This is a genomic window from Mucilaginibacter sp. SJ (genome assembly GCF_028993635.1).
Taxonomy (GTDB): domain Bacteria; phylum Bacteroidota; class Bacteroidia; order Sphingobacteriales; family Sphingobacteriaceae; genus Mucilaginibacter.
Window position 1 is genome coordinate 2,498,335 of record NZ_CP118631.1, and the last position, 24,321, is coordinate 2,522,655.

The 24,321-nt window shown below is 43.4% G+C and carries 27 protein-coding genes and 1 riboswitch; of the genes, 8 read left to right on the top strand and 19 right to left on the bottom strand.

Annotated elements, in window-relative coordinates:
• Window positions 1–43: 43 nt before the first annotated feature.
• From MusilaSJ_RS09915 to MusilaSJ_RS09935, 5 genes are all read right to left on the bottom strand, one after another.
• Complete coding sequence (locus MusilaSJ_RS09915; RefSeq protein ID WP_274989822.1) at window positions 44–976, bottom strand: dihydrodipicolinate synthase family protein; 933 nt, start codon at window positions 974–976, stop codon at window positions 44–46.
• A gap of 12 nt (window positions 977–988) precedes the next feature.
• Entirely contained in the window at window positions 989–2,545 is a 1,557-nt protein-coding gene (locus MusilaSJ_RS09920) for a sodium:solute symporter family protein (RefSeq protein WP_274989823.1), read from the bottom strand.
• A 350-nt stretch (window positions 2,546–2,895) separates the two neighbouring features.
• Window positions 2,896–3,429: an AAA family ATPase gene (locus MusilaSJ_RS09925; protein WP_274989824.1), complete on the bottom strand. Its 534-nt coding sequence runs from the start codon at window positions 3,427–3,429 to the stop codon at window positions 2,896–2,898.
• Window positions 3,430–3,589: 160 nt separating this feature from the next.
• Window positions 3,590–4,051 (bottom strand): DUF4265 domain-containing protein, encoded by a 462-nt coding sequence (locus tag MusilaSJ_RS09930; protein ID WP_274989825.1) that lies wholly within the window; start codon window positions 4,049–4,051, stop codon window positions 3,590–3,592.
• Window positions 4,052–4,060: 9 nt separating this feature from the next.
• On the bottom strand, window positions 4,061–5,122 hold the full coding sequence (locus MusilaSJ_RS09935; protein ID WP_274989826.1) for a polysaccharide deacetylase family protein: 1,062 nt from the start codon (window positions 5,120–5,122) through the stop codon (window positions 4,061–4,063).
• 117 nt (window positions 5,123–5,239) lie between these two features.
• On the opposite strand from MusilaSJ_RS09935, the gene MusilaSJ_RS09940 reads away from it, so the two are divergent.
• Both MusilaSJ_RS09940 and MusilaSJ_RS09945 read left to right on the top strand, forming a co-directional pair.
• The gene (locus tag MusilaSJ_RS09940) at window positions 5,240–5,512 is read left to right on the top strand and encodes a hypothetical protein (protein WP_274989827.1); all 273 of its coding nucleotides are present in this window, start codon (window positions 5,240–5,242) and stop codon (window positions 5,510–5,512) included.
• A complete protein-coding gene (locus tag MusilaSJ_RS09945) occupies window positions 5,509–6,270 on the top strand; it encodes an MBL fold metallo-hydrolase (RefSeq protein WP_274989828.1) in 762 nt (253 codons plus the stop codon). Before MusilaSJ_RS09940 ends, MusilaSJ_RS09945 begins: the two co-directional genes overlap by 4 nt.
• A 102-nt stretch (window positions 6,271–6,372) precedes the next feature.
• On the opposite strand, the gene MusilaSJ_RS09950 is transcribed toward MusilaSJ_RS09945, so the two are convergent.
• Entirely contained in the window at window positions 6,373–6,651 is a 279-nt protein-coding gene (locus MusilaSJ_RS09950; protein ID WP_274989829.1) for a DUF3072 domain-containing protein, read from the bottom strand.
• A 66-nt stretch (window positions 6,652–6,717) separates the two neighbouring features.
• Window positions 6,718–7,185, bottom strand: coding sequence for a hypothetical protein (locus MusilaSJ_RS09955; protein WP_274989830.1), 468 nt, complete (start codon window positions 7,183–7,185; stop codon window positions 6,718–6,720).
• A gap of 187 nt (window positions 7,186–7,372) precedes the next feature.
• On the opposite strand from MusilaSJ_RS09955, the gene MusilaSJ_RS09960 reads away from it, so the two are divergent.
• Window positions 7,373–8,953, top strand: a complete 1,581-nt coding sequence (locus tag MusilaSJ_RS09960; RefSeq protein ID WP_274989831.1) for a GDSL-type esterase/lipase family protein — start codon at window positions 7,373–7,375, stop codon at window positions 8,951–8,953.
• A gap of 283 nt (window positions 8,954–9,236) precedes the next feature.
• The gene (locus MusilaSJ_RS09965) at window positions 9,237–9,740 is read left to right on the top strand and encodes a hypothetical protein (protein ID WP_176628555.1); all 504 of its coding nucleotides are present in this window, start codon (window positions 9,237–9,239) and stop codon (window positions 9,738–9,740) included.
• On the opposite strand, the gene MusilaSJ_RS09970 is transcribed toward MusilaSJ_RS09965, so the two are convergent.
• The 3 genes from MusilaSJ_RS09970 to MusilaSJ_RS09980 form a co-directional block, all read right to left on the bottom strand.
• Window positions 9,732–10,670, bottom strand: coding sequence for a DUF72 domain-containing protein (locus MusilaSJ_RS09970; protein ID WP_274989832.1), 939 nt, complete (start codon window positions 10,668–10,670; stop codon window positions 9,732–9,734). The genes MusilaSJ_RS09965 and MusilaSJ_RS09970 overlap by 9 nt on opposite strands.
• A 148-nt stretch (window positions 10,671–10,818) precedes the next feature.
• Window positions 10,819–11,580, bottom strand: coding sequence for an SDR family oxidoreductase (locus MusilaSJ_RS09975; RefSeq protein ID WP_274989833.1), 762 nt, complete (start codon window positions 11,578–11,580; stop codon window positions 10,819–10,821).
• Window positions 11,581–11,860: 280 nt separating this feature from the next.
• A riboswitch (SAM riboswitch) is annotated at window positions 11,861–11,975 on the top strand.
• A gap of 150 nt (window positions 11,976–12,125) precedes the next feature.
• Window positions 12,126–13,571: a DUF3943 domain-containing protein gene (locus MusilaSJ_RS09980; protein WP_274989834.1), complete on the bottom strand. Its 1,446-nt coding sequence runs from the start codon at window positions 13,569–13,571 to the stop codon at window positions 12,126–12,128.
• A 253-nt stretch (window positions 13,572–13,824) separates the two neighbouring features.
• Here MusilaSJ_RS09980 and MusilaSJ_RS09985 point away from each other — a divergent pair, with 253 nt between their 5' ends.
• Window positions 13,825–14,226 (top strand): transmembrane 220 family protein, encoded by a 402-nt coding sequence (locus MusilaSJ_RS09985; protein ID WP_274989835.1) that lies wholly within the window; start codon window positions 13,825–13,827, stop codon window positions 14,224–14,226.
• A 76-nt stretch (window positions 14,227–14,302) separates the two neighbouring features.
• Here the strand turns inward: MusilaSJ_RS09985 and MusilaSJ_RS09990 are convergent, their stop codons facing one another.
• Both MusilaSJ_RS09990 and MusilaSJ_RS09995 read right to left on the bottom strand, forming a co-directional pair.
• Window positions 14,303–15,151: a transglutaminase-like domain-containing protein gene (locus MusilaSJ_RS09990; protein ID WP_274989836.1), complete on the bottom strand. Its 849-nt coding sequence runs from the start codon at window positions 15,149–15,151 to the stop codon at window positions 14,303–14,305.
• A gap of 4 nt (window positions 15,152–15,155) precedes the next feature.
• Window positions 15,156–15,893, bottom strand: a complete 738-nt coding sequence (locus MusilaSJ_RS09995) for a proteasome-type protease (protein WP_274989837.1) — start codon at window positions 15,891–15,893, stop codon at window positions 15,156–15,158.
• Between the two features lie 140 nt (window positions 15,894–16,033).
• Between MusilaSJ_RS09995 and MusilaSJ_RS10000 the strand changes: the two genes are divergently transcribed.
• Together MusilaSJ_RS10000 and MusilaSJ_RS10005 are read left to right on the top strand one after the other, a co-directional pair.
• Entirely contained in the window at window positions 16,034–17,029 is a 996-nt protein-coding gene (locus tag MusilaSJ_RS10000) for a nucleoside hydrolase (protein ID WP_274989838.1), read from the top strand.
• A gap of 74 nt (window positions 17,030–17,103) precedes the next feature.
• A complete protein-coding gene (locus tag MusilaSJ_RS10005; RefSeq protein ID WP_274989839.1) occupies window positions 17,104–17,331 on the top strand; it encodes a hypothetical protein in 228 nt (75 codons plus the stop codon).
• Here MusilaSJ_RS10005 and MusilaSJ_RS10010 read toward each other — a convergent pair whose 3' ends face one another.
• Window positions 17,332–18,045: a YdcF family protein gene (locus tag MusilaSJ_RS10010; protein ID WP_274989840.1), complete on the bottom strand. Its 714-nt coding sequence runs from the start codon at window positions 18,043–18,045 to the stop codon at window positions 17,332–17,334.
• 139 nt (window positions 18,046–18,184) lie between these two features.
• On the opposite strand from MusilaSJ_RS10010, the gene MusilaSJ_RS10015 reads away from it, so the two are divergent.
• Window positions 18,185–18,394: a hypothetical protein gene (locus MusilaSJ_RS10015; protein ID WP_091175047.1), complete on the top strand. Its 210-nt coding sequence runs from the start codon at window positions 18,185–18,187 to the stop codon at window positions 18,392–18,394.
• Window positions 18,395–18,807: 413 nt separating this feature from the next.
• On the opposite strand, the gene MusilaSJ_RS10020 is transcribed toward MusilaSJ_RS10015, so the two are convergent.
• The 6 genes from MusilaSJ_RS10020 to argH all read right to left on the bottom strand — a co-directional run bounded on the left by MusilaSJ_RS10020 (window position 18,808) and on the right by argH (window position 24,051).
• A complete protein-coding gene (locus tag MusilaSJ_RS10020; RefSeq protein WP_274989841.1) occupies window positions 18,808–19,212 on the bottom strand; it encodes a helix-turn-helix domain-containing protein in 405 nt (134 codons plus the stop codon).
• Window positions 19,213–19,218: 6 nt separating this feature from the next.
• Entirely contained in the window at window positions 19,219–20,853 is a 1,635-nt protein-coding gene (locus MusilaSJ_RS10025; RefSeq protein WP_274989842.1) for an amidase, read from the bottom strand.
• 356 nt (window positions 20,854–21,209) lie between these two features.
• Window positions 21,210–21,908, bottom strand: coding sequence for a DUF1345 domain-containing protein (locus MusilaSJ_RS10030; protein ID WP_274989843.1), 699 nt, complete (start codon window positions 21,906–21,908; stop codon window positions 21,210–21,212).
• Window positions 21,909–21,964: 56 nt separating this feature from the next.
• Window positions 21,965–22,171 carry a YwbE family protein gene (locus MusilaSJ_RS10035; protein ID WP_091211944.1) on the bottom strand — a complete coding sequence of 69 codons (207 nt, stop codon included), beginning with the start codon at window positions 22,169–22,171 and terminating at the stop codon, window positions 21,965–21,967.
• Window positions 22,172–22,249: 78 nt separating this feature from the next.
• A complete protein-coding gene (locus MusilaSJ_RS10040; RefSeq protein WP_274989844.1) occupies window positions 22,250–22,711 on the bottom strand; it encodes an HAD domain-containing protein in 462 nt (153 codons plus the stop codon).
• A 5-nt stretch (window positions 22,712–22,716) separates the two neighbouring features.
• Window positions 22,717–24,051, bottom strand: coding sequence for an argininosuccinate lyase (gene argH, locus MusilaSJ_RS10045; protein WP_274989845.1), 1,335 nt, complete (start codon window positions 24,049–24,051; stop codon window positions 22,717–22,719).
• Window positions 24,052–24,321 lie beyond the last annotated feature (270 nt).

Here is a 24,321-nt window from a genome sequence, read left to right on the forward strand (position 1 = left end):
CTTCTTATTTAAAACTTAGTACTTAAGACTTTCGACTTAAGACTTAGTACTCCCCAATACCTATCTCGCTTTGAAGTGTAGTATAGTTAGTGTACAGATCTTCTATCTTATTACGGATAGCAGGCGAAAAATAGCCGACATCTCGCCGGGTAGTTGTTGATATTTTGAAGCCTCGTTTGGTAAGATAATATTTTGCAATAACCGGGTACACATTGTGCATTACATCCATGTTTTCGGTTAAAAACTCCTGCACCATGGCAACCTCGTGCTGGCGTGATGCATCGGCATAATGATCACATAACCAAACAATAAGCTCCGGAAAAAAATTTCCCTGAATACATGACAGTCCCGCCGAACCTGCTTTAAGCGATTCAACCGCGTGAACCATGTAAGCATCATACAGCCCAAACGCCGGATTAATTTTGCTTGCTTCCAGTTTTTGTTTTACTACCTCCAGGTTAAGACAGGTATCTTTATGATATATTACCCTGCCAGTTGCCACAAAATGATGAAGCTGTTCTGCCGACAATAGCCTTTTGTATGGCACGGGGCATTCGTAAAAACCTAATGGAATATTTTCGGTATGATTGAACAGGTCAAATACGCGGTCATTAAGCGCAGTATCCGGTTCATGGGCATCGGCCAGCAAACTGGTAATGGCAATTACCGCCGAAGTGCCTGTATCGTATACCCTTTTTATAAAATCAGCTTGCTTTTCAACCGGCCCGCCAAAGGTACCGGTAGCTACCACAGGAACAGCACCGTCAACAGTTTCAACCACATGTTTGATAATTGCTAACCGCTCCTCGCCACTTAGTTCAAACATTTCGCTTGAGAGGCAATTGGCAAACACACCGGCGGCACCCGCGCGCAGGTACATTTCGGTTAAGCGGGTAAGCGCTGCATAATCAATAGCACCGTTATCTTTAAAAGGCGTTAACATTACCGGGATAAAACCCTTCTTTGATTGTTCCATTTGTGATGATGATTAAACTGCTAACTGCCTTGTTTTTGTTAATAAAATACCCGTTAAAAAAATAGCTAATGTACCTGCAACAATAATCATGTTAGTATTCAGCGTACTGCGGAGAGTTGCATATTGTTCCGGAATGAGCGCCGGAAAGGTAAGCCAGAGGATCACCAAAACACCTATGATACTGGCAATGATAGCCTCATGATTACGGGTTTGCCTGCTGATAATGCCCAGCAAAAACAGACCGAGCATGCCAGCAGCAAAAATACCCGAAAGCTGCCACCATAAATCAAGGATGCTTTTTACCCCTATTATGGCTATCCCCGCTGCCATACCCGCAAAGCCAAAAAGTACTGTGCCTACGTGCAAAATGTTTAGTGTGCTTTTATCGCTGAGCTGTGGTTTAAAATATCTTTTGTAGATATCTATAGTAAAAACGGTAGATGATGAGTTCATGCCCGAACTGATGGTGCTCATGGCTGCCGATAAAATTGCGGCTACAATAATACCGACCAATCCCGCAGGGATTTTGGTAACCATAAAATGCGGCATGATCTTATCGCCGTAATCGGCAGGGGTTAGTTTGTTCATAAATGCCGAAACCTCGGTTGCTGAAGCTCTTGCAGGCAGGCGTTCGATAGCTACCTGGTGCTTAAGGCTTAAGATCAGATCGGGATGCTGACTGTAGTAAGCATACAAACATGAACCTATTACAAAAAACAGGAAAGAAGCCGGCACATAAATACCAACGCAAAGCCACACCGATTTGGCTGCCTGTTTGGTAGATGTAGCCGCGTGATAACGCTGGATATAATTTTGATCCATCCCAAAATTGTTGAGATTGATGAAGAAACCGTAGAACAGGATCACCCAAAAAGTTGGTTCGGTAAGGTTCAATGAAAAACTGCCCAGGCTAAATTTGTGATCGGCTTTACCAATTTCCACGATCTTATCAAAGCCGCCGGGGATACTGCTTACTACCAAATAGATGATCAGCAAAGCGCCTAAAGTTTTGATGATAGCCTGCACCACTTCAGTCCAGATCACAGCTTTAATCCCTCCTGATACCGTGTACAGGATAATAGAGATTCCCATTACCACCATAATGGCCTTCATAGACAGACCAGTAAGCGCCTGCAGACTTAACGCTATGCCAAAAAATACAGAGCCCATGCGGGCTATCTGCGTGAGCAAAAAACAAATAACCGCATAAACCCTGGCCCATGGACCAAAGCGTTTTTCGAAATGTGTATAGGCTGAAATATTGCCGGTATTACGATAAAATGGTATAAAATATTTTACTGCTATCCAGGCCGCGATTGGCATAGATAAGCTAAACACAAAAGCGTTCCAGTTGCCCCCGTAGGCTTTGCCGGGTACACCTAAAAAGGTGTTACTGCTTAAAAAAGTGGCATAAATGGATAAACCGATAGCCCAGCCCGGTATTAAACCAGATGCGACGGTGAACTGCTCGGGATTTTTATTTTTACGCGAAAAATAAAAACCCACCAGCACCATGGCTATAAGGTAAATACCTATAATGGTAAAATCTAACACGGGCAACACTTTCATGCGTTAATCGGGTAGTACAGTAAACGTTAGTATTATGGTTTAAAATTGTATAACAAATGTAACGTACTGCTGTTAGCCTTTACTGTAATATTTTCGCCTGCTATTGTAGGATATTATCACCAACGAAAATAAATCTACAAACAAAAAAATGCCACCGCTCTACTGGATTTTAAAAACTCCCCTCTTGAGAGCGGAGGAACGAGTGGTGGCAGGGGCGTGTTCTGCTATATACCCATCAATGCAGAAACACACACGCCAGGGGGAGGAAATCGCACAATCCCACGCTTTTTTTATTTCTTCTGAATACTATGATAACCACACCAACGATGGCCAAAAAGGCGGCAGTTATTTTAAATTGTTTTTATCTTCCTCAAAACAAGCTCCATCCGTTCCCTAACAGTGGTATCTCCTTCAATAACCAGCAAAGGCGTTTTTATATTATTCATCCAATTCTTGTGCGAATGTAAGCTTCGGCTGTTGGTAATAAGCTCATCATAACCTCGGGCCCATTCAATAAATTCGTTGTAAAGCTTGTTTCGTTCTCTATCGGTATAGATGATATCTCCATAACGTTCAAGCTCCCTTTCCTGCAAACGCCGAACCCTTATTGCTGGCGGGATGTACAAAAATACCGACAAATCAAATTGCCAATTATTGTTCCAGTTGATAACCGAACCGCCAAGGATCCAGTTTTGCATACCGGCCATTTCACTGTTAATCATAGCATTTCGTTCTTCAGGCGGTCGCCGGTTAGTAAAAGGAGGATCGGAAGGAAGCCAGAAATAATGATCGCTGTCGAAATACGGGTAATCAAGTTTCTCGCTTAAAGTTTGGCCAAGCGTAGTTACCCCTGAGCCAGATGCGCCGAAGATGTTGATGTGCATAAAACAGGTAGATTGTTCTGCAAATAACTAAATATTCACTAAAGACAGGGTAAATGAAATTCCAAAAACGAGCTAAAAACCAGCCTGCCTTGCCGTAATTTATATTTTACTCAATACACTGAGTAAAATTACTCAACGTATTGAGTAAAAAATCAAATGGCTAATATTGATGCCCTCCCGATAAACACGATTCTGCATATCCGATAATTTCCGGTTTGCTCAATTCCTCTAATCGGGCTTTAACTAAGCGGTAATCAATCGAAGCTGGTACATCCATGGCAAAATATTTATCCCCCATACCCTCCCAGTTACATCCCATTTCTTCAAATAATTTACCAATACTCTTGAGATCGGCGGCATCGTTCATTAAAATCACATGAATGGTTGAATTACCGGAGTATTCCCTTGTTTCACGGTAGGCGAGCATTTGTTCATCTGAATCATATTCCGCAAATACTATGTCACCGGATGCTATGACCGGCAGATAAAAAGGGATATTATCCAACGCATAAAGCCCTTGCTCTTCATTAACCACTTTAGCCCACATGGTTTCTACTGTCATCTCCTCTAAAATGCTACTGTATAACCTAAATAGTATTTTTACATGTTTATCATCAGCCATAAAACAAACTTACTCATTTCTCACCTTAACCCTCCGCTCCATTACCTCTTTCCATGTAGTTAAAATGAAGCCCTTTTGTTTAAGATAGGCTTTCAGTCTCGGGTCGGTCATGGCCAGCAGGTCGCCTTTTCGTTTCTGGCCTTCGTTACAGATATTTTTAAACTGAGGCGATGGCTGCGTGCAGTGCATCAGTACCATCGTTAACCCCGGCGAAAAACGCTCGAAGTTTTCGATGTAGTGGTCTGTGTACCATTTTTGCAGTTCCTTATCGGTAGCCTTGTCAATATCCGGCATTACCCAGTCATAGCTTGAATTATCAAGGTCATCTAAAACAGGCAAGCCGCCTCTCCATACTATTTCGCCAAGCTCTTTCACTTTATTCAGTTCTGCCGGGTCGGCGATGGTCATCCCCTCGGTGTATTTACCCTCTTTTTTAAGCCGGGCAATGGTAGCATTTTTTGCCTCCTCACGGTAAAAAAGATCTTCTCCGCCGGGAAGCATTACAGGTATTTTCTTTTCAATACCCAGGTTAATATACTTTTCAAGAAAAGCAGGCTTGGCAAACAACGTCCCCATATGTGAATCCAGGTGGGTAGGTACAAATCCCATGGACAGGGCGCGGTCAAATTGTGCACGTATTTCTTTATCCACCTCATCGGCTGTAGCCCGGAAATAAACAGCAGGCACCGCGGGCCAAAAGGCACCTTCTTGGTCAACCAGTCCCGGAACTGCGGCTTTACCTGCAAGCGGCCCCCATCGGTAATTTTGCCATTCGGAAGTTAAGGTTAAATGCAATCCGGCATCTATACCGGGGTGCTGATCCATATAATGCTTAAAATCGGGCACCCAGGGGCAGGGCATCATCACACTGGTTGAAGTGGCTATACCCTCACCAATGGCTTTTTCAACCCCTTCGTTTGATTCGTGCGACATACCGGCATCATCAACATGCAGGATAATTACACGTGCGCCTTTAGGCCAGCCAAGCTTTTCGGCATAGGTTTTGGTTTGCTGTGCATAAACGGCAATGTTAAAAACAATGCATGTTGCTGTGAGCAGTAAGTTCTTCATCGGGATAGTTTTAGGGTATAAAAGGTAAATAAAAATAGAAATTTAATTACCAAATGTGACATGCAAATGCCAATTTAAGCCCTGCAAATACACCCATTTTTACTACTTTTGAAATTAATGCTCCCCGCAACTAACCATACACTCGAGAAACTGGAAATGCTGTTAAAAACGGCTGGTTATAAAGTGCGTTATGAAAAGGGGAACTTTAAAACCGGTGCCTGCCTGCTGCTTAAAAGTAAAATGATTGTGGTAAACCGTTTCTCTAACCTGGAAAGTAAGATCCTTGCTTTGGTTGAGCTATTGCGCGAACTTGAGGTGGATTACAAGCTGCTTGATGATAAACAGATTGCGTTTTTGCAGGAAATTAAACAAACTAAACTGCAGCTGTGACCATAACATTTTTAGGAACCGGAACATCGCAGGGGGTACCTGTTATTGCATGTAATTGCGAGGTATGCCTTTCAACAGATAAGCATGATAAGCGCCTGCGCAGCTCTGTTTTAATTGAGGCCGAAGATAAGGTTATTGCCATTGATTCGGGCCCCGATTTCAGGTACCAGATGCTTCGTGCCAACGTACAGCACCTTGATGCCATCGTTTTTACACACGAGCATAAAGACCACATTGCCGGTATGGATGATATTCGCGCGTTTAATTACAAACAAAACGCACCGATTGATATTTATGCTGATGAAAGGGTGCAAAAAGCCCTTGTGCGTGAATTTCCCTATATTTTTGATGGCACGGGTTATCCCGGCATTCCGCAGGTAAACATGCACATTATTGCGCTTGATCCCTTTATGATCGGTAATGTTGAGCTCATCCCTATAGAGGTATTCCATTACAGATTGCCTATTAAAGGTTTCAGGGTTAAAGATTTTACCTACCTCACCGATGCCAAAACAATTCCGGATATAGAAAAGGAAAAAATAAAAGGCACAAAAATATTGGTGATCAATGCCCTGCAAAAGGAAACCCATATTTCCCATTTTACACTTGAGGAAGCCATAGCTTTTGCAAACGACATTGGGGCCGAAACCACTTACTTTACGCATATAAGCCACAGGCTGGGCAAACACGCTGATGTTTCTAAAGAGCTGCCTGCCGGTATCGAGCTGGCTTATGACGGCCTGAAACTGACTATTTAATATCGATATCAATCCCCGGTTTTAAACGGCAAGCGTACATTTATAAAAAACCCTAACCTTTGTTGCAAACAACAGAGTTTCTCTCAATGTTGCCTATTTTAATTAATTGTTTAAGCCCCTCCCTGTTTTATGCTGCAGCTCGTCTATCCGTTTTGATGCTTCGGCCTTGGTAAGCGATCCGTCAAACTCTTCGCCGGCCTCGTCAGATAATGTTTTGAGATAGGACTGCTGTGCGCCGGTCATGGGTTCATCACCTGTTGACCATTCATCCGGGTCCTTTACCATATTTGAACCTTTTATTTGATTTTGATTGATGATCTCCTCATCATCCGATTCATCAAAAAAGCCATTGTCGGGTGTATCATTGGGGTTGATAGCCATAACTATTGTTTTATAATTACAACTGTTACCGGCTCACATTGTTTTTATTTTCAAAGGCGTTGAAGATCACAGCTCTATAAAGCTCACCCTGTCTATAGTGCCTCTGTATTGTTTTAAATGCCCTTTATCGCCCGCATCAACCACACCCCGAATAGTTACTTTACGTTTATTCATCCGGATAAACTGACCATCGTTATAGGTAAACAAACCTATATGAGTGCCCGGCAGGTAAAGGGGGCAATCCTGGCTAAAATCAACCCAAATGGCATTATGTAATGCGTGGCTCGAGAACAGGCTGTCATTAAAAAGCGCGGATTGCTCGTTCCCTTCCTTGTACTTACCGCTAACTTCAACATATTGTTTATCGTATCTTTCAATATGACTGGCCAACTCTGTAAATGAAATCTTTTTATAATTTTTTGAACTATTGCAATCGCTTTGGAAAACCTTTTTTTGTTTGGCACATGCACCAAGCAAAACCAACAGCGGCAAAATCCGGAGCAAATTTTTGATATGGGTAAACACCGCGGCCATTTAAATCAGGAATGATTAAGATAGCGAAAATATCTGTCAATAATCCTGATAACAGATATTTTACAGCGAGGTTACAGATGCTGTAATTAAAACGGAATTTATCTTTTGCTAAAACGTTTAAGCACCTTGTTTCTTAGCTTAATGCTGTTATTTTTGTACATCAACATTTAACCTGAATTAACCACCCATGAAATTAAAACTGATAGGTACCTTACTCCTATTGTCGGCCCTTGGCGTACAGGCCCAGCAAAAAATCATCCCGCTTTACCCCGGCGCAGCTCCCGGTTCTGAAAACTGGACCTGGAACGAGGGCGAAAGCGACAGCAACGCGTTTAATACCAAAGTAGTTTATAATGTTACGCACCCTTCCCTGGGTGTTTTCCTGCCCGATTCATCCATCGCTACCGGCACCGCGGTGGTTATTTGCCCGGGTGGCGGCTTCCATACCCTGTCAATCAACAGCGAGGGTTATGACGTAGCAAAATGGCTTAATAAACAGGGCGTGGCCTGCTTTGTATTGAAATACAGGTTGGCTCACAGTTTAACTAACGATCCGGTAAAAGAATTGGTAGCCAAAATGAGTCAGAAGGATTTCCCTAAACAGGTAGCGCCGGTTATTCCGCTGGCTATCGCTGACGCGCATGCAGCGCTGACTTATGTGCGTGAACATGCCTCCGAATACCATGTTTCTCCGCAACGAATCGGGATCATGGGCTTTTCGGCAGGCGGCACACTGGCCGGTGCCGCAGCTTTCAATTACACCGCAGCTAACAAACCCGATTTCGACGCGCCTATTTATGCATACGTGCCTCCAGAGCTGATCTCAAAAATCCCTGACGATGCGCCGCCGATGTTTATAGCTGCAGCTACTGATGACCAGCTCGGCCTTGCGCCGCACAGTATTGAGCTTTATAGCAAATGGCTGGCATCAAAACATAGCGCCGAGCTGCATATGTACGCTAAAGGAGGCCACGGTTTTGGCATGCGCAAACAAAGCCTGCCTACCGACAACTGGATAGACCGCTTTAACGACTGGCTCGATCTGAAAGGTTTTTTAAAACCCATAGACCCTAAAGTAAAATCAGTTAAAGAAAGGGCCGATCAATGGGAAGCCTACCATAAGCAATGGGAAGATGCATTTCATAAAGACTGGGCAAACATGACCCGTTACAAGGCCGATAATGAAAAGGTAAAAGCATCAGCCCCAAACCCTAAAAGTGTAGTTTATATGGGCGATTCCATTACAGATTTCTGGATCAGCAGGGATTCAACCTTCTGGAGCGGTAAACCATATTTTGACCGCGGCATCAGCGGACAAACCACCACCCAAATGCTGGTGCGTTTTCGTGAGGATGTGATAGATCTGAAACCTGGCGCCGTGGTGATCCTGGCAGGAATAAATGACATCGCCCAAAATAACGGTCCGATAGCTATTGAAGATATTTTTGGCAATATCCAATCCATGGCATTGCTGGCCAAAGCTGCCAATATTAAAGTGGTGTTATGTTCAGTACTGCCCGCCTATGCCTTTCCATGGCGTCCCGGTATGGAACCTGCGCAAAAAGTGGTGCAGCTTAACGCCATGATTAAAGCCTTTGCCGATGCCAACAAAATGGTTTATGTAGATTACCATAGCGCCATGGCCGACGAGCGCAAGGGTTTGCCGAAAAATTTAGCCGCTGACGGCGTGCACCCTACTGTTGAAGGGTACAGGGTAATGGAGCCATTGGTTGAAAAGGGTATTGCGGAAGCGTTGAAGAGGAAGTAAGCCCGATAAACTTTAGCAGTTCATGTTGAGTTTCGAATCTGGCGAACTTTCGGGGTGCAATGATAAGCCGGACAGACTTGCGAAGTTTTAAGAACTTCGCAAGTCTGTCTTCTACAACATGGCCCGAGGACACACATTTAAAACCGGTAAGCAAATACCTTCTTTTAAAAATGTTGATGTTTTTAATTTAGTAAATCGCATATTGGGACTTAAATACAGTGGCAAAGTTGATGGCACAGATCAACTTGCCGATGAAATCCTCATAAAAAAATAGAAGATCCCCATGAAAAACTTATTCAAGCTCCTGATCATCATATTATCGCCGCTGGCATTACATGCTCAAAATCCGGTAGTTGTAAAACAACAGGCAACCCTGATGGCCCAAAGCATGACCAAAGGAGATTATAAGACTATTGTTAGTTATACTTATCCCAAAGCGGTGCAAATGGCCGGCGGCAAAGAAAAAATGGCCGATATGATTGGTACAGCTATGCAGCAAATGAAAACTGCGGGCATCAGCTTTGAAAACATTACAGTTGGCACCCCTGGTAAATTTTATAAAGCCGGGAAGGAAATCCATTGCCTGCTGCCCGAAACTATCATTATGGCAAGCCCTAAAGGCCGTATGGCCATGCACAGCAACCTGCTGGCAGTTAGCGGCGATGGAGGCAAAAACTGGTCGTTCCTGGATATGAACAATTCAACCGCGGATAAGGTGAGGCAGCTGATCCCCAACTTTAACCCGGCTATGAAAATTCCGCCGGCTACAACAGAGCCATTACAATAACAGCGAGGTTTGGGCGGTTGGCTTATTATCGTCTCTCTGGATAAATTGCGGGCGCATTAGTTTTGCGCCCAAAGCGTCGTTTAGTTTTTCAACCACATAATCGGCAAGTTCCGGTGAGTAGCGCTCATCATGCTGGTGCATAAAAAACCATACCGATTTAAGGCCTTGATCTTTCCAGTTTTTGATCCGCTCAACCCATTCATCAACGCGGGCATAATCTGTTGGGTGCAGGCTGTTACCTACAAAACGGATAAAGGCGTGGGGTGTAGGTAATGCCATATGCACCACATCGCGGCGGCCGCTGGCATCAGTTATGATAGAGCCAATATTCAGATCGCGGAAAAGATTAAATACCCTGTGGCGGTTTTCGGCAACGGCAAACCAGTCTTTATGGCGCAGTTCAACAAATACGGGAATATCTTTTGGTAGTTGTTCAAGATAGGCTTTAAGCTCCGGAAAACTCTTTGGTGTGTAATTATCGCTCAACTGCAAAAACAGCGGACCAAGCTTATCGCCGAAGGCCAAAATGCCTTCATAATATGTGGTCGTGATATCCTCCGCGTTTTTTAACCGGCGAATGTGACTGATGCTTTGAGAAAATTTGGGACAAAATTTAAACCCTGGATTGCTATCGGCTTTTTCTTTCCATTTGGAAATGGTATCCGGACCGTAAACCTGGTAAAAGGTAGCGTTAAGCTCAATGCAATCAAAGTGCTTAACGTATTCATCTAAAAAATTGGCATCCTTGGTTTTTGGCGGATAAATTTTTCCAACCCATTCCTTGCGCCCCCATTTCGCGCAGCCAACATGTACCTGCAAAGGCCCATCATTTTTTGCAGCGGCAAGGGTTTCAACAGTTATCTGCGGATCGGCCGGCAGGGTAAAATCAACCCGGGATAATTCTTCGTCCGTTACTCTACCAAATTCCATTTGCTTTTTTGTGCGAAAGATAGTGATTTGGTTGGATTGTATAATGGTTGATTAAGTGAGTAGTTGATTAGGTGAATAGTTGGAATGGATGGATAAACAAGAATTAAGATAACCACTCACCTAATCAACTCAATCAACCATTCACCAATTAAAGAAACATCCCGCCCGAAGCCTCAATACGCTGAGCGTTGATCCAGCGGGCATCCTCAGTGCAGAGGAAAGCTACTATGCCACCAATATCATCCGGCTGGCCTACCCTGCCCAAAGCTGTTGACTTTGACATCATTTCTTCCAAACCGGGATGCGAATCAAATGCAGCTTTGGTAAAATCAGTTTGAATAATACCCGGAGCAACGACATTTGCGGCTATACCACGGCTGCCCAATTCTTTTGCCAGGTATTTGGTAAATACCTCGATAGCACCTTTCATGGAGGCATAAGCGGCATACCCCGGAGTTGAGAAACGGGCCAACCCGGTCGAAAAATTAATGATCCGGCCGCCGTCGGCAATTACCGGTAAACTTTTTTGGGTTAAAAAGTAAACACCTTTAAAATGAACATTAAACAGGTTGTCAAAATCTTCTTCGGTGGTTTGTGCAAATGGCGAGGCAGCGTCGATACCAGCGTTATTGATCAGGAAATCAAAGGCAGTACGGTCCCATTTTTCGCTCAGGATTGCTTTTAGCTTTGTAATGAAAGCATCAAAGGTGGATACGATACCTGTATCCAGTTGCAAAGCAGCAGCCTTTTGCCCCGTCGATTCAATTTCAGCAACTACAGCTTCAGCTTCTTCTTTTTTACTGCGATAAGTAACTATTACATCAATACCTTTTTTAGCCAGGTGCAATGCAGCATTTTTACCCAGCCCGCGGCTGCCGCCGGTTATCAGTGCAATTTTATTTGTTCCCATTGTGATGTTTTTTTAATGTTTTAACAATACAAAGGTGCAATAGTTAGGAAGTAAAATTATGGTGACTACTTCAGATTAAATGGTGACCATTTCAGTTTTTTTCCAAAATATTTCTACCAAAAATTCCCAAAAGTATTGGACTGAAACAGCATCAATAAATTTATCAACCTCAAAATCAACAAATAAGAGATAAAAAACTAATTAAACTACTAAAACTATAGGAATTATATAATTTATTATTACATTTGCATTGTCAACAACGACAAAATGTTCTTTTCATAACTTATCAAGAAAGACTGAGGGAAAGGCCCAAAGACGTCTTAGCAACCTGTACATCCGCATAATGTAAAAGGTGCTAATTCCTGCTCCTGTGCAAAACGGGAGAGAGATAATTATATCTACACCCCACAACCGATCTGATTAAGTGAATTTTATGGTTTTCAAGTCGCGTGACCGAGAGGATAGGTGGGGGTCCGCAATACCCTAAACGGCAGTTCGAATCTGCCCGCGACATCAAATTTTTTCCAATCTTTTTTGTTTATAGCTTACAAGTCAACTCTGTACCTTGTTGAAATCCGCAGGTAGGGGTAAGTTTTATCCACATCCGGATGATTTTTATAGTTGCCTTCCAGCCTGAAATATCCGGGTTCGGCACTTATCGAGAGGTCTTTTAACACACGGTAACTTATCTCATTGGTTATGGTATGTAAAAAATAGTGCGACTTATTGCCATTAATAGTCATGAGCCAACTACCCCGATAATTAATATTATAATAAAATCTATTACCTATATTAAAACCAGCTCTGCCATTTATGGCAAAACCCGAGCCGTAATCATAATTGCGCCCTCTATATAGATAGGGATCGGGAGCGGCTCCTAAAATGATAAGCCCCGCACCCACCGCAGTATTCACTTTAAAGCCATTCAATAATTTAAATTCAGATAGTAGATTAGCCTTTACGCTTTGCCCTCCGTAAAAGAACGCAGCATTACGTATGTAATCATAATTAGCCGATATGATGATCAGGTTCTCCACGCTATCCGATAACGAAACGTCCCATCCTGCAAGAGATCCGTAAACACTGATCACATTAACCGCACTGCTATCGTCTTTCCCAAACTCGGCTGTGATGGAAATATTGCTGAAAGGTGTGTGCAGATTTTCGTTAGACGCGCCGTAAAGCAGCTTCGCCCTGCCAAACCAACCAAACCGTCCGTGGGTTAGCAATCCCTGGTTGCCGCTGTTAAACTTACGCGCACCCAGATCAAATTCGGCACTCACTTTTGATGAATCATCCTGCGACCTATTTGCCGGCCCAACAACCTTTCCCCATTTTCCATCAATAATGCGGTTAAGGCCATTCATCGGGTTAACCAAAAAACCCAGCACCTCACTGGCTTGCCGCTTAAAACCGCGGCGGTGATTATTAATGATCTTATTCGATAGCCGATAGGTCATTTCGCCCAATACTATGCCGCCAAAGCTGGTGTTGATAAAATCATTAGGGGCAGGTGCCTGGTTTTCGGCAAATGTTTCCCACAGATAACTGCCCGCCATAGTAGCCGGTACTGATTGCCAAAAACTAAAACCATTACTCCTGAAGGCGCTATAAAACATGCTGCCGTGATATGGATGTCCAAACTGGTTGGTTTGAAACGGATCATTGTCCCAGGTCCAACTGCCTGGTTTCAGGTTATGGCCTGTTGTTTTCCAGGAAATCCGGGCATAATCAACGTTGACTATATAGCGATCATATGTCCAGGGCACAATCTCGGCGAGGCCAAGCTCTAAGGCAGCCCTTCCAAAACGTTTCTTTTTTGCAGGTGGATCTGAAAATCGTGTTATGGTATCTTTTTCCTTACGCAGGTCAAAAATATTAACCTGGGCCCCTACTTGCTGGCTGCAGAAAAACATGAACAGTAAAAGCGGCAGTATAATTCTTAACCTTCCGGAGTGTTGCCTGGTAAAATGGTAATCCGTTAAAGTCATATACACTAACAATTTAAAAGATACAGCTACAAAAGTTATAAAGGATGAAGTGAATTAGGTTAAAAAATGTTTGAGCAATGTTTAATTAATGTTAGGGCGGATATAATTTTGAAAATGCATTGGGCGGTAATGGCTACCAATAATTGTTATTTCCTTATTTAAGTACTGAAACATATTTTCATATATTTAGCATTGCTTAACCTGCATATTAAGCACCATAACCAGTATAAATTATTGCAATTGCTTTTTACTTATGAAGATCTTCAATATCATATGGGTTGTACTTTTTGTCACTTTTGCGGGTTTACAGTATAACGACCCCGACCCTTACCTTTGGATGCCCATTTACCTTTATTGTGCCTGGTTTTGCTACCTGGCAGCTAAAAAGGAATTTTACCCCATTGGCTATGCAGCCGGCATAATCATTTTTACAGGTTATGCCATTTATAAGATATTTGATAACAACGGCCTTATCGACTGGTTTAAGTTCCATCATGCCGAAAGCCTTGTCCAAACCATGAAAGCCGAAAAACCCTGGGTTGAAGAAGTGCGTGAGTTTTTCGGGTTACTGATCTGCGTAGCAGTACTGGCAATTAACTGGATCTATGCTGTAAGAGAGAGCAAAAAAGTACCGGTTAAAAAAGGAAGACGATAAGCCGCCCCTAATCCCCCCGGGAAGGGAGAATTTTTAAAGTCCCTCTCTTCCGGAGAGGGATTTAGGGTGAGGCTCCTTACAAATACGACAACCCTTTAAACTCCCCATCACTATAATAAAATGGCTCAAAGCCATCTTCGGCAAGTTCACAACTTACCTGCATGGTGGTAAAGGTAACATCGCCAAAAATATTAGCTATGGCCGAGTCGGCAGCATCATGGCCGGTAGCTATTTTGATGAGGCCGTTTAAAGGTACCAGCCGCGTGGCATCAAAAAGAATCCACTTACCACCAAGATAAGCCTCAAAGCAGGCGTGAAAATCGGCTGGTTTCAAGTGATAGGCGTACCCAGTAAAATAGCGGGCAGGTATGGTCAGCGCACGGCAAAGGGCTATGCCTAAGTGTGCAAAATCGCGGCAAACGCCGGCCTGTTCGGTAACGGTATCAAAAGCCGATGTTTGTGAATTGGTGGATCCGCTTAAATATTGTACATTTTTGTTGATCCAGTTGGTCAATTCGGCCACCTGCTCAAAAGGATTGGTAACATGCCCGAACATATTATGTGCAAGCCGGTATAATTTGTCCGACTGACAATAGCGGCTTGGATTTAAATATGGCAGCACCGGCGAGGGCAACTCAGAAACGTGGGTTTCCTGTAAATTACCGAAATCGGTTATTTCATAACAATTATCAACCGTAGCTTTGTAGGCAACTTTAATGTTGGGCGTATCGGCACCTACATCAAAACGTACCAAACGATTTTCGCCCTGCAGGGTTTGCAGCTCTTCAAACTTAATATAGGGTTCCAGGCCAAATTCTTCACTTATTACCGTTTGGCTTGGGCTGCGTAATGCGTGTATGTTTAAAATCAATGTGCCCGGCGACCGTACTACGTATTCCATTTGGGTAAACACATCGAATTTCATGTTATCAGCTTTCTGTTTTTATTTCTTCTAATTTGTTAAATGTGGCATCCATCCAATCCTCCGAAATATGCTCAAGTGCCAGTTTCAATTCCTCGGCCCATTGGGTTGAGATATGTTCAAGGTCCTGCTTATTATAACGCTGTTCAACAATATTGAAACTATCCTTTTTATAAACAGCCACATCTATCGGGAAATCGACATTGTTCGAGCTTACCCTTGTTGAATCAAAGGAAAGAAAACCTGTTTTCAGCGCCAGTTTCAGGCTCGAATCTTCATTAAGGATACGGTTAAGGATAGCTTTACCATGCCCCGAATTACCGATAACCACATATGGTGCCCCCTGCCCTAACTCCACCCAGTTTCCTTCGGGATATAGCAAAAAAAGCTTGTGTTCATCATCATCGCGCAATTGCCCGCCGATGATGGTATTCAAGTCAAATCGTAACCCGGAAGCGTCAAGTGACTCCTTATCTTCCTGGGCCGCACGCTTTACCTGTTCGCCAAATGCATTCACAGCCTTGTACATCTTATTAAACTCGGCTGTCTCCAATAATTCATTAAAATATATCACGGCCTTATCGCGCACCGAGCGCAAGCCGCTGGTCATGATAAATAGTGAAAAATGATCCTTTTGTTCAATGGTGATCTTCTTTTTTACAGTGGTATCCGTCCCCGAAGTTATACGGGTATCGGCAATGGCCAATAAACCCTCTTTAACTTTAATTCCCAGGCAATAAGTCATTTGATTAGCGTCGTTCGTTATAAATTAATACTTGCCAAAGTAGTTAAATAATGCGAGATTTATTTACCGGTTATTCATAAACCATTTATTTGCCGATACATTTTTTTCGGACCCAACTACCTTTTATTTTATTGCATACAATGAAATTCAAATCAGTATTATTCATCCCCGCATTGATTTTTAACCTCAACTTTGTCAAAGCGCAAAAACACAGCCCTGTCCCTGTTATTTTCGACACGGATATTGCCGGAGATTATGACGATGTTGGTGCAATGGCTATGCTGCATGCCTTTGCAGATAAGGGTGAGGCCAAAATATTAGCTACCATATCATGCAATGCCTTTGAAACTACCGCACCAACCATCAGCGTGATCAATACCTATTTTGGCAGGCCCAATATCCCGATAGGTATTGTAAAAAAAGACAAGCCCAATAAAGACTGTGCACAGCAATGGGCCCAGGCTATTATTGCCAAATACCCGCACAACGTAAAATCAAACAGCCAGGCAGTTGAAGCGGTAGCACTTTACCGCAAGGTGCTGGCAAAGCAACCCGATGGCAGCGTAACTATTATTTCGGTGGGCTTTTTCACCAACCTGGCCGATCTGCTCCGGTCGGGAGCTGATAAATACAGCAAGCTGGATGGAGAACAACTGGTGAAAAAGAAAGTAAAAAAACTGGTATCCATGGCTACAGGAATAGGTGCCGACGGTAAAACCTTTAGCGAATACAATGTCAATGTGGACGCAGGCTCTGCGCAAAAAGTGTTTAAAGACTGGCCTACACCTATTACCCTTAGCGGTTTTGAAATAGGTGAAAAAATCCTGATCGGAATCCGCCTGATCAACAATACATCAATAAAAAATAGCCCCGTAAAAGACGCCTTCCAGGTAGCACTTACAAAAGACAACAACACAACCGGCCGAAACAGTTGGGACGAAACCGCCGTACTAACAGCCATCAGTGGGCCCAAACCTTATTTTACCTATCGCAAACTTAACATGGAAATAAAGGACAACGGTACTAATGTAGTGGTACCGGGAGAACGGTTTCTGTATCTTCAATTTGCCATGCAGCCCGGGGATATTGCAAAGGACATTGAACAATTGATGATGCACCAGCCTGTTAAAAAATGAACAGCGCCACACTGCTAAAAATACCAACTACTTGGTATTGAATTTTCACGCGATTGATGGCACCTTAGTCTATTATGAGCGAACCCATTAAAATTCAGGTATCTATTTTTTGCGAGCCTTGCATCATCTGCGGCAGCAGGCCGGTAATTGCACAGGCCAAAGGAAAATTTATTGTAAGATGCGGCGCCAACCCAAATCATTATCAAACGCCGCCCGGATTGGTGGATATAGCCAATTGGAATAAACATAACCGCCGGGAGCCTGGTATTACCCCAAATATGGGGCATCTTAAACAAGGTTGATCACTTAAAATACCGGGTTACCATATAGCCGATGGCTTCCTTTATATAAGTCCCCCAGCCTGCTAAAGCACCTGCATTAGGCAGGAAATCATCGGCAGATACCGAAAACCTGCGGCTGGAAAAATTGCAGGGATATGCAACCACGTCAACTCCCTGTTTTTTAAATATCATCAGGGAACGGCGCATATGGAATGCCGAGGTAACCAGTAAATAAGGTCCTTTAAGTTTATGCTGCTGCAAGAGTTCTTTTGAAAAAGCGGCATTTTCAATAGTATTGCGGGATTTCGGTTCGCTTAGTACGCAACTATCCGGAACCTGCATTTCCCTGAGTTGCTCCCTTACCCAATCAGCCTCCCTAAAACCCGATGGCCTCAAAAGCCCGTTTCCTCCTGTGATAAGAAGATGGCTAACTTTACCTGTTTTTTGCAAACGAACACCCTGGATAAACCTATCAGCGGCAGAGTTAAAGAAACCGCCGCCATCGCCATCATCCGAGCTAAAACCACCCAGCACTATAGCACAGGTATACTTTTTACCAGTTGGTACAGCGGTTTCCCTGACATCCCAACACCAGCTAACCAGGTTAAGTAACAATGAATTAGAGAAAATATAAAGCACAATAATACCTGCAAGCAAAAATTTCCGTTTACGTTTTACGTTCTTTGAAAAAAGGGCTATCAATAAAATTGCGAATACCCATAGAAGCAAATTCATTAAAAACGAAAGAACTTTTGAAAAAATAAAAAACATATGGCGGTTATGGTGTTTAAGTACTTCAAATATAGAAGCTTTTATCAGGTGAAGTAACAAACTGGCATCATCATTGTCATATATCAGAAAAGAAAAATAAATTATGGGCTTTATCAAAACTCTTGCTATAGGTGCTGCAGTTGCTTACGGAATAAATTACGTAACCAAAAAAGGACCCGACGGTAAATCAATTATCGATAACCTGGTTGACAACGCCCCCGAATGGGCAGATCGCGCTAAAAAATACGGCGAACTTACTTTAGAACAAATTGCCGTACGTACTCAAAATTTCAGGGATAACAGCAGGCGTTAGTAAAATCTGCTTTATACTTTATCTATAATATATTATTAGCCGGCTTTATCTCCCGCTTTAAAAAACCGTCATAGAATAGAGAAAATATAGCATTGCGAGCGTAGCGTGGGAGTCGCATAGAGGTATAGCCGCTCTGTATAGTATGCGATTGCCACGCTACGCTTATAATGACACATTTATAGGTCATTGATTATTAAGGATATTTGGAGATCGGTTTTATAAATATGGGCGTTGCCTGCGGCCCGTGCTATCCGCTCATACTGCGCAAGGCCTTAACCACTTGCCGGTATCCGCTACTATCACTAACGCGTCCCAGCGCATCATCGCAAAAATACACGTTAAACGGTATCACTATAGGACTGCCCGCAAAACGGCACAACTCTTTAACAATTTTATCCTGTAATCCTCCAATCCTATAAATCAAGGTTCCTTACCAGCCACTGTTCACGATACTGTTTTGGTGTAACTCCCTCAAAACGCTTAAAAAACTTGGTAAAGTTTGACGGGTCGAAAGTAAGCCGGTTAGCTATTTCGGCTACGCTTACTGTATTTTCCTGAAGCATGGTTTTGGCAATCCCCATGATTTTTTCCTCGAAAAAGAAACAGGGATGTTTGCCTGTGGTGAGTTTAATAGTATTGCTCAAATGGGTAGGATGGATATGCATTTCATCAGCAAAATCACGGATCTCGTACATGTCCAATACGCGGTTGTTCAGCACATCCTCAAGGTGTTTGTCAATGGCCTTCAGATAGTCGGCGGTAATTTCATGCTGACGGGCCAGTATCTTTTTCGGAACAGTAAGCGTTGCTTCCATCATACAAAATTAAGCAAACAGATCGGGCTTAAACAGCGGTGCTACCCGCTTTTTAGATGCCTGCTCATAAGCATATCCCAATTTTATAATGTCGCCCTCTTTGTAGGCTGTACTAAAAAACGATAACCCAACCGGCAGGCCATGGGCCAACCCCATGGGCACTGTAATATGCGGATACCCCGCCATAGCTGCAGGGCCTGAAAAGCTAAAACCATTATCATAGTCGCCATTTACCAGGTCGATACATACAGCCGGGCCATTAGTGGTACCTATGATGGCATCAAGTTTATATTTGGCCAGCATATCGTCAATAACTTTACGGGTACCTGTATTGGTTTGCTTAACTGCGTCAAGATACTCCTTACTGTTCAGGTCACCTTTGGCTTGAGCTAACTCCATCGTTTCCTGTTTAAAGAAAGGCATTGCTTTAACCTCATTTTGCTTGTTAAAGGCAATTACATCGGCCAGGGTTTTTATTTTGCTGTTTGCGTTGCCAAAGTATTGATTAAGGCCGTCTTTAAATTCATAAAGCAGCACGGTAAATTCATTTTTCCCTATGGTTTTCAGCTCCTTGTTCAGTTCAATCTCCACCACTTCGGCACCTTTGCTTTTCAGGGTTTTGATGGCATCCTGTAATAATGCAACAACGGCCGGCTTATCGTCAAACGCTGTTTTTTCAATACCCAGCCGTTTGCCTTGTAAACCATTAACATCTAAAAATTTGGTATAATCCGCCTCAACCCTGCCTTTACTGCCAAGCGTTGCCAGGTCGAGCGTATCAACACCGGTAAGCGCGCCAAGCAGTATCGCGGCATCTTTAACGGTACGCGCCATAGGCCCGGCGGTATCCTGGGTTTTGGAAATGGGGATTATGCCCGACCTGCTCCATAGGCCCACTGTAGGTTTAATGCCTACCAGGCCGTTAACCGACGATGGCGAGACTATCGAGCCGTTGGTTTCGGTACCGATGCCCGCAACGCAAAGGTTGGCAGCTACAGCCGTTCCCGTACCGGCGCTTGAGCCACTGGGGTTCCTGTCTAAAATATAAGGACATTTGGTTTGCCCTCCCCTGCTGCTCCAGGCGCTGGTTGAATGTGTAGAGCGAAAATTCGCCCACTCGCTCAAATTGGTTTTCCCCAATATCACCGCCCCCGCCTCACGAAGCTTATGCACTATAAAGGCGTCCTGTTTAGCAAAATTATCGGCCAAAGCTAATGAGCCCGCCGTGGTGTGCATGTTATCGCCGGTATTAATATTATCCTTTATCAGCACAGGTATACCATGCAGCGGACCACGCACCTTACCCTTTTCACGTTCCCGGTCCATCGCATCGGCCATGTTCAAGGCATCTTTATTAAGCTCGATAACCGAGTTAAGCATGATGCCTTTTTTATCTATCTGATCAATGCGTTTCAGGTACAGTTCGGTAATCAGCCTTGAAGTAAATTGCTTGCTCTGCATTTTTTGCTGCAGATCGGCAATGGTTATTTCGCTCAATTCAAATATATCGTCCTTACTGTTATCGGCAGCGGCAGTTTCATCGGCTTTATTTTCGGCAGATGGCTGATTGCAGGATGCCGCTACTAAAGTAGATATCGTTAACCCAGCTAATGAACCGGTTTTGAGGAAATTTCTTCTGTGCATAACTGTTTAAATAAAAGGCATTACAAGTAACAAAATATTTAACTACTTTGAAAGGAGGGGAGGGTGCAGATAGTGAAATGTTACAATGAGGTGGTAGATTATCATGTACGGAGAAAGCCCCGTCACCCTGAGCTTGTCGAAGGGTCGCGCGTGGAGGCCCCATCCGCCATGCTTCGACAAGCTACCCATGACAACTTCAAACGGGTGTCATACTGAGCTCGTCGAAGTATGGCGGCAGGCCTCTCCGCACGAGTCTTCGACAGGCTCAGACTGACAGGCCCTCTTTTGTCATTTCCCCTTCAGAGGCCGCTGGATTTAAACACTCAGCATGACACCCTATTTTTATTTATTTACCCTTATTTAGATATCATCCCCGATATCACATTAATGCTCAATGCCACAATAGCTGTATTAAACGCAAAAGAAATCAACCCATGCAGCCAGGCCAGCCTGCGGATAGAGCGTGCGGAGATCTCCACGTCAGATACCTGGAAAGTCATGCCTACTACAAAAGAAAAATATACAAAATCGAGGTAATCCGGCTCTTTTTCATCGCCCGGAAATTCGAGACCGCCGAGATGTTTGAGTTTTTTATCATCATCGGGATCTGTAGTATAATACATATGGGCATAACGCAAGGTGAATATAGTGTGTACCAGCCACCATGAAACAATAACCGATGCCATGGCCAATAAAACCCGCGCCGTCACAACCGCATCTGACTGGTTTTTTGTGGATAACAACAGAAATACTATTGCCAGCAAACTCATCAGCGATGATGCTATCACAAACAAAAATATCAGCGTGCGGCTTGAGTCTTCGATACTGGCTATTTTACGGATATCGGCGGGGTTAGCCGTCAGAATAATGATCCAATCCATAATAATGATGCATAAACCAAATGCTATCCAGGTTACTAATGCCACCGTTGGCGCCGAAAAATGGGCCCAGGAGAAAAATAATGTTATTGCTGCAGCTCCTAACGAGATCAGGAGGCGGTGATGGGCATCAAGACTAAAAAAAACTTTTGTTTTGGCTTTGGCTTTTTGAGGCATACAATTTAAGCTACACCATAAATATGATAATGTTTGATGTAGATTAAATGAAGATACTAAAAATCGTCTTCCTCAACAATCCAGGCCACACGGCCTACCTGCCCGTCATCCAACTGCACTTTTATTCCGCGCGAGTGGTAAGCCGCGCTGGTGAGCAACCGTTTTACAAAGCCCCGGGTTAGCGTACCTGTACGCTGATCTTTTTTCAGTATGATATCAACCTCAAGGCCTGGGTATATATCGCTTCTGTTTTGTCCATTCATGACCGTTGATTTATTTGATTACGTTGATTTCGCTGATTTTTATTTTTTGATATTTTGATTGGGTTGATTTATTTGATTTCACTGCTCTAACAGGATCGATAAAGCTTTTTCTTTTGCCTCATCACCAATTCCTTTAAATGGCTTTATTTTCACCCATCGCTTTATTATCCACTCAGGCAATTGATTTATTGACTGATCATCATCAAGAATAACAAAATTTGTATCATGATTGCCCCTCACCCAATCTTCTATTTCCGTTCCCCGGTCTTTCATTTCAGCAAGAGACTGTTTGTCGTTCAGCTTTGAAATATTGCCTACAGATATTCCTCTTACCCGAAAAATCTCTAACCATTGCTTATTCGTAAAATTGATCCGATGAGTAGTGGTTAAAACTACAGCAGCATTTGTCTGTTCTAAAATATCGCGAAGGTTATCTGCGGATTCTTTATTAAACCGCATGAATCCGTCTGCTTCTGATTCAACTTTTCTCCATGACGGTTCGGTTACTGAAACACCATCTAAATCGAGTAAGATGACCATTATATCTATTCAACCAATCCTTTTATTGCCTGCTCTACTTTTCCGAAATCAAAATTATCGATCAGTTTATTAAACGAAGCAGAGATCTGCTCATTGCCCAAATTACCGATGCTACCCTCATGAGTATGGTTCACCGTTTTATCAGGGTTAAAATTGCCTGCTTCAATAGCCAAACCAATCTGTTTATAAGCATCGCGGAATGGTGTACCGCTCAGCGTTAAACGGTTCACTTCCTCTACACTAAACAGGTAAGCGTATTTGGCATCGTCCAAAATATCAGTTTTTACAGTGATATTTTGCAGCATGAAGGTTGCCATTTGGATGCAGTGTTTCAGATCGGCAAAGGCTGGGAACAACAACTCTTTTAACAACTGAAGCTCACGGTGATAACCTGATGGTAAATTAGTGGTCATCATAGCTACATCAGTAGGCAGGGCCTGCAGGCGATTACATTTGCCGCGCATAATTTCCCAAACATCGGGGTTCTTTTTGTGAGGCATGATGCTGCTGCCGGTAGTCAATGCATCAGGATAGCTTACAAATGAAAAATTCTGGCTCAGATACAGGGTTTGATCCATAGCCATTTTAGCCAGCGTTGCAGCTATGGTTGATAAGGCTTGTGCAATAATTCGCTCGGTTTTACCGCGGCCCATTTGTGCGTAAACAACATTATAATTCAGGTTATCGAAACCTAAAAGCTGTGTAGTTAAGGTACGGTTAAGCGGAAACGATGATCCGTAACCGGCAGCCGAACCCAGCGGGTTTTTGTTGGTGATGCGATAAGCAGCCAAAACCAGTTCAAGGTCATCAACCAAACTTTCGGCATAGGCGCCAAACCATAAGCCAAATGATGATGGCATGGCCACCTGCAGGTGGGTATAACCCGGCAATAAAACATCTTTGTGTTTTTCGCTCAGTTCAATAAGCTGGCGGAACAAGGTTTCGGTGCTTTCAACAACTTCCTGCAACTGATGGCGAAAGAAAAGCTTAAGATCGACTAAAACCTGGTCGTTACGGGAGCGGCCGCTGTGGATCTTTTTCCCGGCATCACCAATGCGTTGTGTAAGCAGCAACTCAACCTGCGAGTGCACATCTTCCACATGCTCATCGATCTTGAAACCGCCTTTGGCAATATCGGCGTAAATATTTTTCAACTCGCGTTGAACAAGCTCCAGGTCGGTGCTGTCCATCAGCCCAACGCTTTGCAGCATGCGGGTATGGGCCAGTGACCCCAAAACATCAAACGCAGCCATTTGCTCATCAAATTCGCGGTCGCGACCAACAGTAAAGTTTTCAACCAGTTCGTTAACGTTGGTAGTTTTTTGCCATAGCTTGCTCATGGTGCAAATGTATAAATTTGTGAATTTATGTGCATTGTTGAGTATTATTTAATATTGCAACCGCGTGACTCCAGCCGAGTGGTCATTATTTCCGACGGCCTCTGGCCTTTTCTATACGCCGGCCAGAGGCCGTCTGATAGTTGCCACTCGGCCGGAACCGAGCGGCGGCGTGAATTTTATAAGTGAAGAATTGTGAATTAAGAAATTCAGTTGCAAGCATTCCACGCTTGAACGTGCGAAGAAAAATCGGCGAAATCAACGTAATCAAAA

Bases quoted from the DNA above. Each gene is read 5' to 3' on its own strand.
- MusilaSJ_RS09915 (WP_274989822.1), bottom strand. From the start codon at position 976: ATGGAACAATCAAAGAAGGGTTTTATCCCGGTAATGTTAACGCCTTTT.
- MusilaSJ_RS09920 (WP_274989823.1), bottom strand. From the start codon at position 2,545: ATGAAAGTGTTGCCCGTGTTAGATTTTACCATTATAGGTATTTACCTT.
- MusilaSJ_RS09925 (WP_274989824.1), bottom strand. From the start codon at position 3,429: ATGCACATCAACATCTTCGGCGCATCTGGCTCAGGGGTAACTACGCTT.
- MusilaSJ_RS09930 (WP_274989825.1), bottom strand. From the start codon at position 4,051: ATGGCTGATGATAAACATGTAAAAATACTATTTAGGTTATACAGTAGC.
- MusilaSJ_RS09935 (WP_274989826.1), bottom strand. From the start codon at position 5,122: ATGAAGAACTTACTGCTCACAGCAACATGCATTGTTTTTAACATTGCC.
- MusilaSJ_RS09940 (WP_274989827.1), top strand. From the start codon at position 5,240: ATGCTCCCCGCAACTAACCATACACTCGAGAAACTGGAAATGCTGTTA.
- MusilaSJ_RS09950 (WP_274989829.1), bottom strand. From the start codon at position 6,651: ATGGCTATCAACCCCAATGATACACCCGACAATGGCTTTTTTGATGAA.
- MusilaSJ_RS09955 (WP_274989830.1), bottom strand. From the start codon at position 7,185: ATGGCCGCGGTGTTTACCCATATCAAAAATTTGCTCCGGATTTTGCCG.
- MusilaSJ_RS09960 (WP_274989831.1), top strand. From the start codon at position 7,373: ATGAAATTAAAACTGATAGGTACCTTACTCCTATTGTCGGCCCTTGGC.
- MusilaSJ_RS09965 (WP_176628555.1), top strand. From the start codon at position 9,237: ATGAAAAACTTATTCAAGCTCCTGATCATCATATTATCGCCGCTGGCA.
- MusilaSJ_RS09970 (WP_274989832.1), bottom strand. From the start codon at position 10,670: ATGGAATTTGGTAGAGTAACGGACGAAGAATTATCCCGGGTTGATTTT.
- MusilaSJ_RS09975 (WP_274989833.1), bottom strand. From the start codon at position 11,580: ATGGGAACAAATAAAATTGCACTGATAACCGGCGGCAGCCGCGGGCTG.
- MusilaSJ_RS09980 (WP_274989834.1), bottom strand. From the start codon at position 13,571: ATGACTTTAACGGATTACCATTTTACCAGGCAACACTCCGGAAGGTTA.
- MusilaSJ_RS09985 (WP_274989835.1), top strand. From the start codon at position 13,825: ATGAAGATCTTCAATATCATATGGGTTGTACTTTTTGTCACTTTTGCG.
- MusilaSJ_RS09990 (WP_274989836.1), bottom strand. From the start codon at position 15,151: ATGAAATTCGATGTGTTTACCCAAATGGAATACGTAGTACGGTCGCCG.
- MusilaSJ_RS09995 (WP_274989837.1), bottom strand. From the start codon at position 15,893: ATGACTTATTGCCTGGGAATTAAAGTTAAAGAGGGTTTATTGGCCATT.
- MusilaSJ_RS10000 (WP_274989838.1), top strand. From the start codon at position 16,034: ATGAAATTCAAATCAGTATTATTCATCCCCGCATTGATTTTTAACCTC.
- MusilaSJ_RS10005 (WP_274989839.1), top strand. From the start codon at position 17,104: ATGAGCGAACCCATTAAAATTCAGGTATCTATTTTTTGCGAGCCTTGC.
- MusilaSJ_RS10010 (WP_274989840.1), bottom strand. From the start codon at position 18,045: ATGAATTTGCTTCTATGGGTATTCGCAATTTTATTGATAGCCCTTTTT.
- MusilaSJ_RS10015 (WP_091175047.1), top strand. From the start codon at position 18,185: ATGGGCTTTATCAAAACTCTTGCTATAGGTGCTGCAGTTGCTTACGGA.
- MusilaSJ_RS10020 (WP_274989841.1), bottom strand. From the start codon at position 19,212: ATGATGGAAGCAACGCTTACTGTTCCGAAAAAGATACTGGCCCGTCAG.
- MusilaSJ_RS10025 (WP_274989842.1), bottom strand. From the start codon at position 20,853: ATGCACAGAAGAAATTTCCTCAAAACCGGTTCATTAGCTGGGTTAACG.
- MusilaSJ_RS10030 (WP_274989843.1), bottom strand. From the start codon at position 21,908: ATGCCTCAAAAAGCCAAAGCCAAAACAAAAGTTTTTTTTAGTCTTGAT.
- MusilaSJ_RS10035 (WP_091211944.1), bottom strand. From the start codon at position 22,171: ATGAATGGACAAAACAGAAGCGATATATACCCAGGCCTTGAGGTTGAT.
- MusilaSJ_RS10040 (WP_274989844.1), bottom strand. From the start codon at position 22,711: ATGGTCATCTTACTCGATTTAGATGGTGTTTCAGTAACCGAACCGTCA.
- argH (WP_274989845.1), bottom strand. From the start codon at position 24,051: ATGAGCAAGCTATGGCAAAAAACTACCAACGTTAACGAACTGGTTGAA.